Below are 16,514 nucleotides of genomic sequence, written 5' to 3' on the forward strand. Positions count from 1 at the left end.
CTTTTACATTATAATTTATTTTAAATTTATTTATTATAGTAATAAACTTTATATGCTAAAATCTACTAAAAGGAAAGGATGATTATATAATGTCAATAAATGATAAGTTTACGGGATTAGATTTTGAAAAATTAATAGGTGCTCCGCTTAAAGCTTCAGTTGACGCTAACGAACAATTGGCAAAATCAACTGCCGATTTTATTCAAAATGTAAATTTTGATAAAAATGAACAAAGAACAGTATCTTTTAAATATAAAATCAAGGATGATGAAAACAATAAAATAAATATAGATGTACCTTTGTTGGCTCTCGTACCTATACCAAGTCTCAATATGGACGAAATAAATATATTATTTGATATGGAGGTCAAAGATACTACGAAAGATAATTTAAATAATAAAATACCTGAAAATAATGAAAATGCAAAATCTAGTATGATTGATATTAGTATTAACGGCTCTAAATCTTCTCACATCAAAAATACAAAAAGAAATACGAACGAAAGTAAATATGAAGTAAATTTAAAAACAGTAAATGAAATGGCACCAGAGAGTCTTAAAATATTACTTGAAGATATTAATGAAAGGGTATCTATTAAAAATAATAAAGAGAACAACGCAGAAAAGGATAAAGTAATACAAGATAATATTTCTTCAGACTACTTAAATCAAGTAGATGAATTAATAAAAAAATCAATAGAAAAGATAGAGCTATGTGCAAAAGCAAAAATAGAATATTATGATAAAATCTATAATAACCTTATCGAAAAAAGCAACACCGAAGAAGAGAAAATCAAATATAAAAATGCATTGGATATATTTAAAAAAGATATTAATATCCTAGTAAATGATTTTAAAAATATAAATTCTCTGAAATATGAAATGGTAATTGATAATATAGATAAAGATTTAATAAAAGAACCTTTATCATTAGAAGATGATCCTTTATTTCAGATAATTAATGATGTTATATTGTTAAAAGTCATAAAACATAAATCTGAAAATAAATAAAAAGACCACTTAAATGTGGTCTTTTTATTAGCATATAAAACTATTTAAGTCCGCCTTTACCGGCACATCCGAATACTTGCATTTTGTGAGCAACCATATCTTTAACAGCAGTTCTTGCAGGTTTCAAATATCCTCTTGGATCAAATACTTCAGGTTCTTCTACGAATACTTTTCTGATAGCAGCTGTCATTGCTAAACGGATATCTGTATCTACGTTGATTTTAGCAACACCTAATTTAGCAGCTTTTGCCAGCATTTCTTCAGGTACACCTTGAGCTCCCGGAATTTTTGCACCGTATTTGTTGTTAAGTTCAACAAATTCTTGAGGTACAGATGAAGCACCGTGAAGTACTATTGGGAAGTTTGGTATAAGTTCACAAACTTTTTCAAGTCTTGCATAATCAAGGCTAGGTTCACCTGAGAATTTATAAGCACCATGTGAAGTACCGATAGCTATAGCAAGTGAGTCAACACCTGTTTTTTCTACGAATTCAGCAGCTTCTTCAGGGTCTGTGTAAGTAGCGTCTTTAGCTGCAACTTTAACTGCATCTTCAACACCCGCTAATTTACCAAGTTCAGCTTCAACTGTAACACCATGGTCATGAGCATATTCTACAACTTGTTTTGTGATTTCAATATTTTTTTCAAGGTCATATTTACTAGCATCGATCATAACAGATGTAAATCCGTCATCGATACAAGATTTACAAAGTTCAAAACTGTCACCATGATCAAGATGAAGTACTACATCTACTCCCGTATCTTTGATAGCAGCATCTACTAAAGATGTTAAATAAACTGATTTAGCGTATTTTCTAGCTCCTGCTGATACTTGTAAGATTACAGGTGCATTTTCTTGTTCAGCTGCTTCAACGATGCCTTGGATAATTTCCATATTGTTAACATTGAAAGCACCTACTGCATATTTTCCTTCTTTTGCTTTTTGTAAAATTTCTTTGCTTGAGATTAAAGCCATTATTGTTCTCCTTTGTTTTCTTTTTTTACTAAATTTTTAACTTTTGCTTCCAGTTCTTTTTCCAAAAGCATAAGCTGTAGGGTGTCATCTTTTTCCGATAACTTTGTAAATATTTTAACATATTTATTCCCTAATTCCAAATATCCCATCTTATTTAGAAGAGATATATATTGACTTGTCATAAGTGTGGCATTCTTCTTTGCCCTGAATAATTTTTGTGCATGCATTACTTCATCACGTATTGCACTCATTTCCTGATCTAAATCTTTGACCTTTACAGCAGCTGCTTTGAGTCTTTCGGAAATTTCCTTTGGTATATCCCCCTCGTATTTATAATTGAGGGAATGTTCTATGGTAGCCCAAAAATTGATTGCCAGTGTCCTTATTTGAATTTCACATAATATATCCTTGACACCAAAAGCGGTATGGACTTGATATTCTATTACAAGATGTACCGAACGGTATCCGCTTTCCTTGGGATTGGAAAGATAATCTTTTTTGATGATGATATTCATATCATTTCTGCCTGCAATATGGCTTGCAACTTTATTTATATCTTCTTCAAACTGACATACTATCCTAATTCCGGCAAGGTCGGTTATCTTAGTTTCAATATCTTCAATATTATAATCATTTTTATCTAACTTTTCCAGTATACTGCTTACTTTTTTTACTCTTCCGTGAACTTCTTCTATCTCTGAATACTGTCCGGTTTTTAATTTTTGGTCTCTTATTGTTTCAAACTTTAAAGTAAGCTCGTCTACTGCCTGCTTATATGGGTATAAAAAATCTTCCCAATTTACGCTGTTTTCAAGCACCTTATCATGCTCCTTTTACTTAAACTTATCAAGAAGTCCTTTTTCATATGCTTTATACTTTTTACCTTGATAAGTATTTTGTTTTTTCATCTCATCTATTATCATATCTTGAATGACCCAGTGTGATCTATCCCAGTTTAAAAATAACACATCTTCTTCTTTGGGAACTCTGGAAACCAGTCTTTCAACCGCAATATTTTCACTTAAATTCTCCAAGAATAAAACTACTCTTCTTACAAAATCATCAAGTTCTAACATTTCGATTTTTCCTTCTTCATACATTTTACCCAAAATTGTATTTTTTTCAATATATAAAGAGTGAATTTTTACGCTATTTGTATTTAAAATACTAAGTATTTTTGCCGCTTCCACCAAATCCTCATCACGGTCGTATGGAATGGAAGCAATTATATGCGTACAAATTTCAAAATCATAACTTTTTATAAGAAGAGCAGCTTTTAAATAATCTGCAAGAGTATGACCTCTATTTAATTTTTTCAGTGTTTCATTATTTACTGACTGTAATCCAAGTTCGATGATTATATCAAGATGATACATATTTTCTACTTCTTTTAAAAAGTCAAGATAATCGCCGTCGATGCAGTCAGGTCTGGTAGAAATCGAAATCGCCACCGCATTATCCACTGCGTTTACAGCTTCTATAATGTTATTTTTAAAAGTAGAAAGCTTTATATATGTATTAGTAAAATTTTGGAAATATAATATAAACTTTTCAGCCTTATATTTATTAACAAAAATATCTAAATTATCGTTTATTTGTTTGGTTATTGATTCTTTGCAGTCGCCGTTTTCATAGCCTGCACCTTTTTCACCACAAAATATACATCCGCCTTTAGATATACTCCCATCTCTTACCGGACAGGTCGTATCGATACTAATTGGTATTTTATAAACCTTAGAAGAATATTTCTCCTTTAATTTAGTAGAAAATTTAGTATACAATGTTACGCTTCTTGATATTCGTATTTTTTAAGAAGATTTAATTCATCTTCATCTCTCGCGCCAAGAGTTAGAGTAATATCACATTCATATTCTTTGGTAAATGCTTCAAGCTGATCTAAGAAAGCTATTGCAGTTTCCAAATGTTTTGCATTTATGATTGATAAAATATCGTCTATGTATATTTTTGTTATATCGTAATTTCCCGCGATAAGTCCGCATAAAAATCCGAAGAACATTTCAGAAGAAGCGATATGGAATTCAGATGTATTTATAAATCTGATTTGAGTCATAACTTCTCTTGAGTGGTTTAATGATGAATCGATATAGACTTGAAGCCCTTTCGTTTCTTTGTTTTCATTGTTAGCTAAGTCTATAAGTCTTTTTGTCTTTCCGGTGCCTTCTGCACCACCGATAATTTTAACCATTTTAATCACCTCGTACGCTTTTTTTATTTATAAGTATTCTACCACAATTTATATAAAATGTGAAGTGCATTTACGATACAAATTATCTTTTCCATAATATCAAAAACTTTCCTTATCTTTCATTATGCTTCATATAAACGCTTTCAGTAATTTTGACTGTTTTTTCCTATTTTCTTTTTTTATTTATTTTTTATTCAATTTTAAAATCATGAGTTAAATTTATTTCTAAAATAAAAAAGAGTGCAGTAAATCTGCACTCCTGAATTTATGATAATAACATTCTGTCGTTTGCGAATTCTCCGCCCGAACACATCTCAAATTTTTCAAGCAAATCTTTCACTTCGAGATTTTTCTTTTCATCTCCGCTAACATCGTATATTATATGACCTTCATACATCATTATAAGTCTGTTTCCATATTTGATGGCGTCTCTCATGTTGTGAGTTACCATAAGTGCGGTCAAATTATCTTTTTCAATTATCTTATCCGTGATTTTAAGAACTTTAGCCGCAGTCTTAGGGTCTAGGGCTGCAGTATGTTCGTCCAAAAGAAGCAACTCCGGTTTCTTTAAAGTCGCCATAAGGAGTGTTAAAGCCTGTCTTTGTCCTCCTGACAAAAGACCTACTTTATCACTTAATCTGTCTTCAAGACCAAGATCAAGAGTTTTAAGAAGCTCTTTGTATTCTTCTCTTTCTTCATTCTTGATTCCCCAGGCAAAACCTCTCTTATCCCCTCTTCTGTTCGCCATTGCAAGATTTTCTTCTATCATCATATCCGAAGCGGTACCTCTCATAGGGTCCTGGAATACTCTTCCTATCCACCTTGCTCTTTTATGTTCGTCGAGATTTGTAATCAAATGGTCCGCAAGAGTGATTTTACCGCTGTCAACGGGATATACGCCGGCTACCATATTTAACATTGTAGATTTTCCCGCTCCGTTACCGCCTATAACAGTTACAAAATCCTGAGGGTTCAAGTGTAGATTTATATCTATCAATGCTTTCTTTTCATTTATTGTACCTTCGTTGAATGTCTTATTTATATTTTGTAATTTAAGCATTTTCTACACCTCCCCGCCGTTGATTTCTTTATTTATTTTTATTTTCTTTCTCATATTAAGCTTTGATTTAATAATAGGAAGAGAAAGAGCAAGTGCAACGATAATAGCAGTTAATAATTTTAAATCGTTAGGGTTCATACCGAGTCTGAGTACAACCGCTATGATCACTCTGTATATGATACTACCTAAAACCACACTGAAAAGTTTTGTTTTAAAAGAACGTGCGTGAGTTAAAATGACTTCTCCGATGATTATCGACGCAAGCCCTATTACGATGGTACCCGTTCCCATTCCTACATCTCCGTATCTCTGAGACTGAGCTACCATGGCTCCTGAAAGAGAAACGAGTCCGTTTGAAATAACAAGTCCTATGATTTTCATGGTATCGGTATTCACACCCAGTGCTCTTACCATGTCTTCGTTATTACCCGTAGCTCTTATTGCAGAACCTATTTCCGTTCCGAAGAACCAATAAAGCACTACCATACATATAACTGCGATTATAATACCGAAAACCAAAGTGGCACTTCTGTTTGAAAGCCCTGTAAGGTTAGTTATAATATCGATAACAGTCTTAACGTTTCCTCCGCCGATTTGAGGCATAGCTAAATTTGATTTTCCTGCCAACACCTTTAAATTTATGGAATAAAGTGAAAGCATGGTAAGGATACCTGCCAAGATTGCAGGGATTTTAAGTTTAGTATGTAAAAAACCGGTAACATACCCTGCTATCATACCCGCCAAAGTTGCCGCAATCAAACTCAAAATAGGATTTACTCCCGATACTACAAGCGTAGCAGTGATACATCCTCCGAGAGCAAAAGTCCCGTCAACTGTAAGATCCGCTATATCTAATATTTTAAATGTTATATATACGCCAAGACACATTATTCCCCATAATATACCTAAACTGATGGCATCGGGAAGGTTCTTGAGTATACCCATAAATAGTTCCATTCTCTACCCCCTGAAATTACTGTTTATAATAAAATAAAAAAAGAAATAAAAATAATATCCATTTCACTATTATTTCTATTCTACTATTATTTACAAAACTTTTCAATAAAAAAATACTTTTTTATAAGGTTATAGAAGGAATATAAAGCGATTAAAAATGCTTATAAAAAATCAATCGTCTCGAATTTCTTTCCCAATGATCATTTATAAATAAAATATAGTATAATTGTTTAAACTATTGAACAAAGGAGTTTATAATGGACGATTGTAAAAAACAGAGATTAAGCTTATCTAGTAAATTTAAAAATTGTAAAAATGCCTTTGTGGCTTTAGGAGATGAAACGAGGCAAAATATAATCATAGCGCTTTTGGAAAGTGATAAAATAGGCATGAGAGTAGGAGAAATAACCAATAAAACTTATCTTTCCCGTCCTGCCGTTTCACATCACTTAAAAATTTTAAAAGAAGCAAATATAATTTCCATGTATAAAAAAGGAACTATGAATTTTTATTATATAAATGCAAACAAAACGATTTGGAAAGAAATTAAAAATTTAACGGATGACGTATATGACATGATACAAAATGCTTCGTCATGGGGATATCCCAATGAAAATCAAGAATAAAAATTATAGAGGAGATAAAGATGGACATTAAAAAAGCAATAGCACAGAGACATTCCATGAGAAGTTACACTAATAAAAAAATAGACGGAGACGTAAAAGAAAAATTAATCAATATAATAGAAGAGTGCAATAAAAAATCAGGACTTAATATAAAATTATTCCTAGATGAACCGAAGGCTTTTGATACATTTATGGCACACTACGGAAAATTCGAAAATGTGAATAATTATATCGTTCTTATAGGTAAAAAAGATAAAGGTACTGATGAAATGTGCGGATATTTCGGAGAAGAAATAGTTTTAAAAGCACAAATGCTGGGACTAAATACATGTTGGGTAGCTCTCACTTACGGTAAAAGAAAAATACCTTACGACCTAAAAAAAGATGAAAAAATATACTGCACTATAGCGGTGGGTTACGGGAAAACAAACGGAGTAAAAAGCAAATCGAAATCCATAAAAGAAGTAGTCAAAAATGATGATCATATGCCGGATTGGTTTAAGGACGGAATAGAAGCCGCTCTTTTGGTACCGACAGCAACAAATCAACAAAAATTTATATTTGATATAAATGAAGACAAAGTATCGGTACATGCACTAAAAGGATTTTATTCGAAACTTGACCTAGGAATAGTAAAGTATCATTTTGAAATAGGTTCGAATAGAAAATGCTTTGACATATAAATAACAAAAAAAACAACCCATGTGGGTGTTTTTTTATTTTAACAAAGTTTATTCTTTTTAAATTATCCGGAACTTTCATATTTAAAGTTTTTAAAGTATCGTTATTAACTACAAGTTTTAAATCATCCCCATTTAAATATTCGATTGGCATGTCGTTAACTTTAGCTTTTCCTTCCAAAACTTTAATAGCCTGAATACCTGTTTTATAACCAAGGTCATAATAATCTATACCGTAACAAGCAAGACCGCCGTCAGTAGCCATAGCTTGTGCCCCGCAGTAAACTGGAACTTTTGCTTCATTCGTAACAAGTGCAACCGTAGCCATACCTGCGGCAAACGTATTGTCCGTTGGAATATAGATCGCATCTACTTTATCTACTATTGAAGAAGTGACCTGCTGGATTTCATTTGAACTTGATACTGTACCTTCTACGATTGTAAGTCCTAATTTCTTCGCTTCTTTTTTAGCTATTTTAGCCTGCAAAACAGAGTTTGCTTCGTTTGACGAATATAAAAGACCTACTTTTTTAGCTTTTGGTGAAAACTCTTTTAATACTTCAAGCTGATCTTTTACAGGAGTTAAATCACTCGTACCCGATACGTTTGTTTCAGGTTTTTCATTTGATTTAACAAGTCCCGCATCCGCAGGGTCTGTAACTGCAGTTATCAAGATAGGAATATCTTTTGTTTTGCTTGAGGCAGCTTGAGCGGCAGGTGTACCGATAGCTAAAATCAAATCTTTACCGTCATTCACAAATCCGTCGGAAATGGTTTGACAGTTTGATTGATCCCCCGCAGCATTTTGGAAATCTATTTTTATTTTATCTCCGTCTTCATATCCGTTTTCTTTTAAAGCAGCAACAAAGCCCTTATAAGAAGCATCCAATGAATCATGCTGAATTAATTGTAACACACCTATTTTATATGCTTTATCGGAACCCGATGAGGAACTCCCGCAGCTTGCAAGCCCCATCATCATGCCGAAACAAAGCATAACAGATAATATTTTCTTTAACATAAAATTTCTCCCCTTATTATAATTAATTAATGTTTACGTTTTAAACTCCTATAATATTATAAAAACATGTATTTCTACCCTTAAACAGAGCAGAAATACGAATACTCAATCACTTAATTGATTATTTTTTTACTTTACTCATTACGCTGTCAGGAATTGTAATACCTAAAGTTTTAGCAGCATCTTCGTTTACAGCCATTTCCAAATCTTCTTGGTCAAGATAACCGATAGGCATATCGCTGACTTTCATCTTTCCTTCCAATATATCTACAGCCTGTAGACCCGTTTTATATCCGAGATTGTAATAGTCGATTCCGTATGTTGCGAGAGCTCCGCCTTTTAACATACCTGATTCACCGCATATGATAGGAACTTTCTTTTCGTTTGCAACCATGGAAACAGTAGCGATACCCGCAGAAATCATGTTATCAGTAGGAACATATAAAGCATCTACTTTATCAGATACCGCATCGGTTACCTGCTGAATTTCATTTGAGCTTGATACTGTAGCGTCAACAGCTGTCATACCTTCTGCTTTTATAGCTTCTTTTGCAAGCTTAGCTTGTAGGATAGAATTAGATTCGTTTGTTGAGTATAAAATACCGACTTTTTTTGCCTTTGGCAATATTTCTTTTAAAAGCTTGATTTGTTCTTTTACAGGAGTTAAATCACTTGTTCCCGATACGTTTGTTTCAGGTTTTTCATTTGATTTAACAAGTCCCGCATCCGCTGGGTCTGTAACTGCAGTAACCAAAATAGGAATATCTTTGGTTTTATTTGCTACAGCTTGTGCGGCAGGAGTACCGATAGCAAGTATCAAATCTTTATTATCATTTATAAAACTATCGGAAATAGTTTGGCAGTTTGATTGATCCCCTGCAGCATTTTGATAATCCAGCTTGATTTTTTCGCCGTCTTTGTAACCTTTTTCTTCCAAGGCTTTCATAAAACCTTCGTTTGCTTTATCCAAAGCATCATGCTGAACGAGTTGAAGTACACCGATTTTGTATACTTTGTCTGAACTTCCGCCTGAACCGCAAGCGGTAAGACCTAGTATTAGTCCCAAACAAAGCATCATAGATATTATTTTCTTTGTCATTTTAAATCTCCCCATAATTTTCTATATTGAATTAATTGTAACCAAAATATCAAAAAGTGTCAAGAATTTTCTGTAAACTTACCATATGACTTTATATAATAATCATCTATTAATATAATTAAACATAAAAAAATAAATAATAATAAAAACAGATGGATAATATCCATCTGCAATAAACTTTATATTTTATTTTATTCAGTACTATTACATCAAAGGAGCAAATAATCTTAGCAGGCTTCTGTAAATCTTGAATATAATCGGAAGCTTGTTTCTCTTGTTATATCGTCTTTCGCTCTTTTCAAATGTTTTAAGCATATCATCCTTGATTTCCATGACACTTTTTGTTTTATACAAATATACTCCGCATTCAAAATGAAGATATAGACTTCTGTAATCCATATTTGCAGTCCCGACCGTTCCAACTTTATCATCTGAAACAAAACATTTTCCATGCAGAAATCCCGGTGTATAATGATAAATTTTCACTCCGCTGTTGATTAGCTCGGGGCAGAAGGACTTTGTAAGCTCAAATGCAGTCTTTTTATCAGGTATCCCAGGAATAACTATTCTTACATCAACACCTCTTTTTGCGGCTAAAGTCAAAGCTGTGGTCATTTCATTGTCTATTATCAAGTAAGGAGTATATATATATACATAATCCCTTGCGGAATTTAATATATTCATATATACATTTTCCGATAACACTTCATTATCCAAAGGAGAATCGCTGTATGGCTGAACATAACCTTCATCTTTATAATCAGCGGCAAAGCTGTAATCGGGTTTGAACTTTTCATATGCAAGCTCGTTATCGGTAGGTCTTAACCCATTCCACATTTCAAGGAACATTATGGTAAGGTTCCATACACCTTCACCTTCCAGCTTAATGGCGTTATCTTTCCAGTGACCGAACCTTTCTACTTCATTTATATATTCATCGGATAAATTTATACCTCCGGTAAAACCTACTTTACCGTCTATGACCGTTATCTTTCTATGGTCACGATTATTCATCACGAGAGATAAAAAAGGTACAAAAGGATTGAATACGATAGTCTTGATACCTTTCTTCTCAAGTACTCTGTGATACTTGCTAGGAAGTACCGTAAGAGAACCTACATCATCATAGATAAACCTTACATCTACCCCTTCTTTTACTTTTTCTTCCAAAATATCTAAAATAGTATCCCACATTTTTCCTTCGTGAACGATGAAATACTCGATAAATATATACTTTTCAGCCTTCTTTAGCTCCTCTATCATATCTACAAAAGCGTCTTCACCCACAGGGTAAAATTTTGTTTTTGTATTTTTACACATAGGATAAGGACCGTAATTGGATATATACATTGCATTTCCCGCAACCATAGGATCTTCTTTTACGATTTCTTCTATCGTATCTGCGTCCTGCGGTAGCATCCTGTGAGCAAATTCACTTGCTCTGCTTAATTTTTTCTTCAGTTTTCTTGTCGGTTTCTTATTTCCGACAGCCAAATAGAAAAGTATCCCAAAGAAAGGAAAACCCATAATAACTATAGCCCAGCCGAGTTTATACGCAGGGTTCATGTTTCTTGTGTTTACATAAGCCACTGTCAGGATACTTGCAAATAAAAGAATTCCGTAAACTTCATTTACACTTTCTCCGAGAGCAAATACTAAATAAAACAACATAAATGCTTGAAATAATAATAAAAGTCCGAAAATAACTATTCTGCTAAATATTTTGTCTAAAAATTTCATTGTTTCCCTCTTAAGTTGTCTTTTAATATAATATAGCATTACAAAATTCGAAAGTCCATATTTTCCATAATAATTATTATTTTTATTTTTTATTTCTTTAAACAACAAAAAAGACCACTTGAGTGGTCTTTTAAACTGTTTTATTTCATTACCGCGCCTTTATCTGCAGATGAAACGTTTCTTTGATATCTGGCTAACCAGCCGCTTTTAACAGGATCTTTAGGACAAACATAAGATTTTCTTCTGTTGTCGAATTCTTCGTCTGTGATTTTTGCATTGATTTTTGAAGCCGGGATATCTATTTCGATGATATCTCCTTCTTCGATTAGTCCGATATTTCCTCCGTCGTAAGCTTCCGGAGCAACATGACCTATTGAAGCGCCTCTCGATGCACCTGAAAATCTTCCGTCTGTAATAAGAGCAACCGTCTTATCAAGTCCCATTCCAGCAAGTGCTGAAGTAGGATTTAACATTTCTCTCATACCCGGACCGCCTTTCGGTCCTTCATAACGAATGACAACCACGTCTCCGTCAACTATTTTACCGTTGTAAATAGCGTCAATAGCATCTTCTTCACAGTTGAATACTCTTGCAGGGCCCGTATGTTTGAGCATACTTTTATCAACGGCACTTCTCTTTACAACACAGCCGTCTTTAGCTATATTGCCCCAAAGGATAGCAATACCGCCTGTCTCACTGTAAGGACAGCTTACCGGTTTGATTAGGTTAACATCCTTAATTTCATGACCTTTGATATTTTCTCCTACTGTCTTACCGTTTGCCGTCATAAGAGAAGTATCTATAAGTCCTTTTTTATCAAGTTCATTTAAAACAGCTCTAAGTCCGCCTGCTCTGTTCAAGTCATGCATATGAGTGCCGCCTGCAGGAGCCAAATGACAGAGGTTTGGAACCTTTGAACTGAATTCGTTGAATATTTCAAGGTTAAGTTCAACACCGGCTTCATTTGCAATAGCTAATAAATGAAGTACACTGTTTGATGAACATCCGAGAGCCATATCGCAGGCAAGTGCATTCCTGATAGACTTTTCATTGATTATATCTCTCGCTTTGATATCTTTTTCAACCAAATTCATTATTGCCATACCGGCTTCTTTGGCAAGTCTTATCCTTCCGCTTTCAACAGCGGGTATAGTTCCGTTACCGGGCAGTGCTATACCAACAGCTTCAGAAAGACAATTCATTGAATTTGCAGTATACATTCCGGAGCATGAACCGCATCCCGGACATGTATTTTCTTCATATTCAAGTAATTCTTCGTCGTTTATCATATCCGCTTTTCTTGCACCTACGGCTTCAAACATCTTTGAAAGAGAAGTTTCTTCTCCCTTTACAAGTCCAGACATCATAGGCCCGCCCGAACAAACAACTGTAGGAATATTAAGTCTTACAGCAGCCATAATCATTCCGGGTACGATTTTATCACAGTTAGGAACCAATACCAAACCGTCAAAACAATGAGCGATAGCCATCGTTTCAACGCTGTCTGCAATAACTTCACGGCTAGGAAGAGAATATTTCATACCGTCATGTCCCATGGCAATACCGTCACAAACACCGATCGAAGGAACTTCTATTGGTGTTCCTCCCGCCATTCTTATTCCCGCCTTTACGGCTTCGGCAACTTTATCCAAGTGCATATGACCAGGGACAATTTCGCTTTTAGCATTAACAACACCGATGAGAGGTCTGTTTAGCTCTTCTTTTGTATATCCCATGGCATAGAAAAGACTTCTTGCGGGAGCCTTTTCTACACCCTTAGTAACATTTTCACTTCTTAAGCCCATTATATGTATCTCCTATTTTTTTAACCAGCTCATCATTTTTCTAAGTTCTGCACCAACTTTACATAATAGATGTTCTGTTTCTTTTCTTCTTGTAGCTAAGAATTTAGCTTTTCCGCCTGATTTGAATTCTTGGATGAATTCACTTGCGAATGTACCGTCTTGGATTTCATGAAGAACTTTCTTCATTTCTTTTCTTGTATCTTCTGTTATAAGTCTTGTACCTGTTCTGTAATCTCCGTATTCAGCTGTATTTGAAATAGAGTATCTCATCATTTCAAATCCGCCGCTGTTTATAAGGTCAACGATAAGTTTCATTTCATGGATACATTCAAAATATGCCATTTCAGGTTCATAACCCGCTTCAACAAGAGTATCGAAACCTGCTTTCATAAGTTCTGTTACACCGCCGCAAAGAACTGCTTGTTCACCGAATAAATCAGTTTCTGTTTCTTCTTTGAATGATGTTTCCAAAATCCCCGCTCTGCCTGCTCCGATACCCGCAGCATATGCAAGTGCATAATCTTTAGCTTTACCTGAAGCATCTTGATATACAGCTATCAAACTAGGAACTCCTCTGCCTTCAACATACTGACTTCTAACAGTATGTCCCGGCCCCTTAGGAGCAACCATGATAACATCGATGTCTTTGGCAGGTACGATTTGGTTATAATGGATATTAAAACCATGAGCAAACATCAATACGTTGCCTTCTTTCATATGTTTAGCAACCTGAGTTTTGTAGATATCAGCAGCTAATTCATCAGGAACCAGCATCATTACCAAATCCCCTGCTTCAGCAGCAGCTTCGATATCCATAACTTTAAGTCCTGCTTCTTCAGCTTTCTTAACGCTTGCAGAGCCTGGTCTTAAACCTACAACAACATCAACACCGCTTTCATGTAAGTTTTGAGCATGAGCATGTCCCTGGCTACCATATCCGATGATAGCTACTGTCTTTCCGTCTAATAAACCTAAATTACAATCTTGATCATAATACTTTTTAATCATTTTAAATATATCTCCTTTTGTATGTATAATTTATAATTAATTTTATTAATTAGCTATTTTATCTTACAGGTTCAAGTCCTCTTGCAATACCTGTAATACCTGTCCTGCAGACCTCTACTACATCGTAGCAGTCTATCATATTCATAAATCCGTCCAGCTTTTCCGGCGCTCCGGTAAGCTCGATGATCATGCTGTCTTTGCATAAATCTATTATCTTACCTCTGTAAATATCAACTATTTCCTTAAGAGAAGTTCTCTCGGTCTTATCGGTCTTGATTTTCACAAGCAATAGTTCTCTGTATAAAGAGTTGCTTGAATCCAGTGTAAATATATCTTTTACGACTTCCAGTTTTTTAGTCTGAGTCATGATTTGATATAAAGACTGATCTGTACCGTTAAAAACAATAGTTATCCTTGATATGTCTTTATCATTTGTGGTAGATACTGTAAGAGAATCAATATTAAAACCACGTCTTCCAAACAAACTGACAATCCTTGTTAAGACATTTGATTGATTATCAACCAAAATGCTTATAACTTCTTTTCTATAAGCCATGTTAATTCTCCTTTATTTAATTAATTATCATATCATCTACGGTTCCGCCGTTAGGTATCATAGGCAGAACTCTTTCAAGTTCTTCTATCCTGCAATCTATCCAAACAGGGCCGTCTATTTTTAGTGCCTTTTCATAAATATCTTCGAATTCTTCCAAAGTCTCAGCCCTAAAACCCGTTAATCCGAATGCTTCGGCAAGTTTTACAAAGTCTGTTTTTCTGTTTAACACAGTTTGAGAATATCTTTTTTCATAAAAGACTGTCTGCCACTGATAAACCATTCCGAGAACACCGTTATTCATTATAATGGTTATTATTGGAAGATTTTGACTAACTGCGGTACAAGCTTCATTTAAACACATATGGAACGAACCGTCTCCGACAAACTGGATAACTCTTTTATCCGGTGAACCCACTGCTGCACCGATAGCAGCTCCGTAGCTATATCCCATAGTTCCGAGCCCGCCGCTGGTTAGGAATTTTATCGGCTTCACATTTTTCAGATACTGTGCCGCCCACATTTGGTGCTGTCCTACATCCGTAACGATTATAGGTTCCTTATCCGCCATTGCACATGCGGTGGTTACGATATCTCCCGGATGCAAATCTCCCTTATAATACTTATCTTCTACGGGAGTTTTCCTCCAAAGTAATGTTTGGTCTATCCATTCTTTACGGGATCTCTTTTCAATCAAAGGTAATAATTTAACTAAGAAATCCTTTACGTCACTTATAACGCTTTTATGTACAAATACATTCTTATTTATTTCACTCATATCAAGATCTACTTGAATTTTTTTAGCATGACTTGCAAATTTGTTCGGATTAAGCGCAACTCTGTCGCTGAATCTCGTTCCGAGAGCCAAAACCAAATCTGCATTATGTATTGCTTTATTTGCGGCTACGGTACCGTGCATACCTATCATACCGAGCCTTCTTTTGTTGTTGTATCCCAAAACACCCGTTGCCATCAAAGTATTGGTTGCGGGTATATCACCTTTTGATAAAAGCTCGTTCAATTCATCCAATGCTTCGGCAGCAACAACACCGCCTCCGAAATATATGACCGGTTTTTCCGATTCGTTTATAAGTTTTGCGACTTCTTCGATATCTTCTTCTTTTGCAACCGGATTTTTATATAATAAAAGAGGTTCAGACTTTTCATATTCAGTCAGTGCGGCGGTCACATCTTTGGTTATATCCACCAAAACAGGACCTTTTCTTCCGCTGTTTGCGATCCTAAAAGCATCTCTGAGGGCAGGTGCCAGATCTTCAACTTTATTTACAAAGAAATTATGCTTTGTAATGGGAAGTGTCACTCCCGTAATACATATTTCCTGAAAAGAATCTCTTCCTATCAAATTATCCGGAACATTCGCCGTAATGGCAATCATTGGGATACTATCCATAAATGCCGTTGCAATCCCGGTTACCAAGTTGGTAGCCCCCGGACCGCTTGTCGCAATTACAACACCCGTCTTACCTGTCGCTCTGTAATAACCATCGGCAGCATGAGCAGCACCCTGTTCATGTGCCGTAAGGACGTGCTTGATTTTGTCACTGTACTTGTATAAAACATCGTAGATGTTTAAAGCAGCCCCTCCCGGATAGCCAAAAACGGTATCAACACCATGCTCTAATAATACTTCTGCTAAAACTTCAGAACCTGTTAATTTCATATCGCATCATCCTTTTCTAAATTTTTATTGACCTTTCTATTATATACAATTTTGTATACAAAGTACAAGACTTTAGAGTAAATTATTTCAGA

At 34.7% G+C, this 16,514-nt stretch carries 15 protein-coding genes and 1 pseudogene; 3 read left to right on the forward strand and 13 right to left on the reverse strand.

What is annotated here, in order from left to right:
• Positions 1-89 precede the first annotated feature (89 nt).
• A complete protein-coding gene (locus ANASTE_RS04650; RefSeq protein WP_007049809.1) occupies positions 90-1,010 on the forward strand; it encodes a DUF2589 domain-containing protein in 921 nt (306 codons plus the stop codon).
• A gap of 40 nt (positions 1,011-1,050) precedes the next feature.
• Here the strand turns inward: ANASTE_RS04650 and fba are convergent, their stop codons facing one another.
• The 6 genes from fba to ANASTE_RS11940 all read right to left on the reverse strand — a co-directional run bounded on the left by fba (position 1,051) and on the right by ANASTE_RS11940 (position 6,209).
• The gene (gene fba / locus ANASTE_RS04655) at positions 1,051-1,986 is read right to left on the reverse strand and encodes a class II fructose-1,6-bisphosphate aldolase (RefSeq protein WP_007049810.1); all 936 of its coding nucleotides are present in this window, start codon (positions 1,984-1,986) and stop codon (positions 1,051-1,053) included.
• Positions 1,986-2,804: a GTP pyrophosphokinase gene (locus ANASTE_RS04660; protein ID WP_007049811.1), complete on the reverse strand. Its 819-nt coding sequence runs from the start codon at positions 2,802-2,804 to the stop codon at positions 1,986-1,988. The genes fba and ANASTE_RS04660 overlap by 1 nt, the downstream gene beginning before the upstream one ends.
• Positions 2,805-2,819: 15 nt before the next feature.
• Entirely contained in the window at positions 2,820-3,767 is a 948-nt protein-coding gene (mnmL, locus tag ANASTE_RS04665) for a tRNA modification radical SAM protein MnmL/YtqA (protein ID WP_007049812.1), read from the reverse strand.
• A 2-nt stretch (positions 3,768-3,769) separates the two neighbouring features.
• Positions 3,770-4,192, reverse strand: coding sequence for a hypothetical protein (locus ANASTE_RS04670; protein ID WP_007049813.1), 423 nt, complete (start codon positions 4,190-4,192; stop codon positions 3,770-3,772).
• Positions 4,193-4,457: 265 nt separating this feature from the next.
• A complete protein-coding gene (locus tag ANASTE_RS11935) occupies positions 4,458-5,252 on the reverse strand; it encodes an ABC transporter ATP-binding protein (protein WP_007049814.1) in 795 nt (264 codons plus the stop codon).
• Between the two features lie 3 nt (positions 5,253-5,255).
• Positions 5,256-6,209 carry an ABC transporter permease gene (locus tag ANASTE_RS11940; RefSeq protein WP_007049815.1) on the reverse strand — a complete coding sequence of 318 codons (954 nt, stop codon included), beginning with the start codon at positions 6,207-6,209 and terminating at the stop codon, positions 5,256-5,258.
• 257 nt (positions 6,210-6,466) lie between these two features.
• Here ANASTE_RS11940 and ANASTE_RS04685 point away from each other — a divergent pair, with 257 nt between their 5' ends.
• Positions 6,467-6,835, forward strand: coding sequence for an ArsR/SmtB family transcription factor (locus tag ANASTE_RS04685; protein WP_007049816.1), 369 nt, complete (start codon positions 6,467-6,469; stop codon positions 6,833-6,835).
• Positions 6,836-6,855: 20 nt separating this feature from the next.
• A complete protein-coding gene (locus ANASTE_RS04690) occupies positions 6,856-7,518 on the forward strand; it encodes a nitroreductase family protein (RefSeq protein WP_039945127.1) in 663 nt (220 codons plus the stop codon).
• 67 nt (positions 7,519-7,585) lie between these two features.
• Here the strand turns inward: ANASTE_RS04690 and ANASTE_RS04695 are convergent.
• The 7 genes and pseudogenes from ANASTE_RS04695 to ilvB form a co-directional block, all read right to left on the reverse strand.
• Positions 7,586-8,536 (reverse strand): annotated as a pseudogene (locus tag ANASTE_RS04695) (ABC transporter substrate binding protein); the annotation flags it as partial.
• Between the two features lie 121 nt (positions 8,537-8,657).
• Positions 8,658-9,635, reverse strand: a complete 978-nt coding sequence (locus tag ANASTE_RS04700; protein WP_039945130.1) for an ABC transporter substrate-binding protein — start codon at positions 9,633-9,635, stop codon at positions 8,658-8,660.
• Positions 9,636-9,839: 204 nt separating this feature from the next.
• Positions 9,840-11,375, reverse strand: a complete 1,536-nt coding sequence (cls, locus tag ANASTE_RS04705) for a cardiolipin synthase (RefSeq protein WP_039945620.1) — start codon at positions 11,373-11,375, stop codon at positions 9,840-9,842.
• Positions 11,376-11,515: 140 nt separating this feature from the next.
• Entirely contained in the window at positions 11,516-13,180 is a 1,665-nt protein-coding gene (ilvD, locus tag ANASTE_RS04710; RefSeq protein WP_007049820.1) for a dihydroxy-acid dehydratase, read from the reverse strand.
• 12 nt (positions 13,181-13,192) lie between these two features.
• On the reverse strand, positions 13,193-14,188 hold the full coding sequence (ilvC, locus tag ANASTE_RS04715) for a ketol-acid reductoisomerase (RefSeq protein ID WP_007049821.1): 996 nt from the start codon (positions 14,186-14,188) through the stop codon (positions 13,193-13,195).
• 58 nt (positions 14,189-14,246) lie between these two features.
• Complete coding sequence (ilvN, locus tag ANASTE_RS04720) at positions 14,247-14,744, reverse strand: acetolactate synthase small subunit (protein ID WP_007049822.1); 498 nt, start codon at positions 14,742-14,744, stop codon at positions 14,247-14,249.
• 16 nt (positions 14,745-14,760) lie between these two features.
• Positions 14,761-16,422, reverse strand: a complete 1,662-nt coding sequence (gene ilvB, locus ANASTE_RS04725; RefSeq protein ID WP_007049823.1) for a biosynthetic-type acetolactate synthase large subunit — start codon at positions 16,420-16,422, stop codon at positions 14,761-14,763.
• Positions 16,423-16,514 lie beyond the last annotated feature (92 nt).

Source organism: Anaerofustis stercorihominis DSM 17244 (assembly GCF_000154825.1).
Taxonomy (GTDB): domain Bacteria; phylum Bacillota; class Clostridia; order Eubacteriales; family Anaerofustaceae; genus Anaerofustis; species Anaerofustis stercorihominis.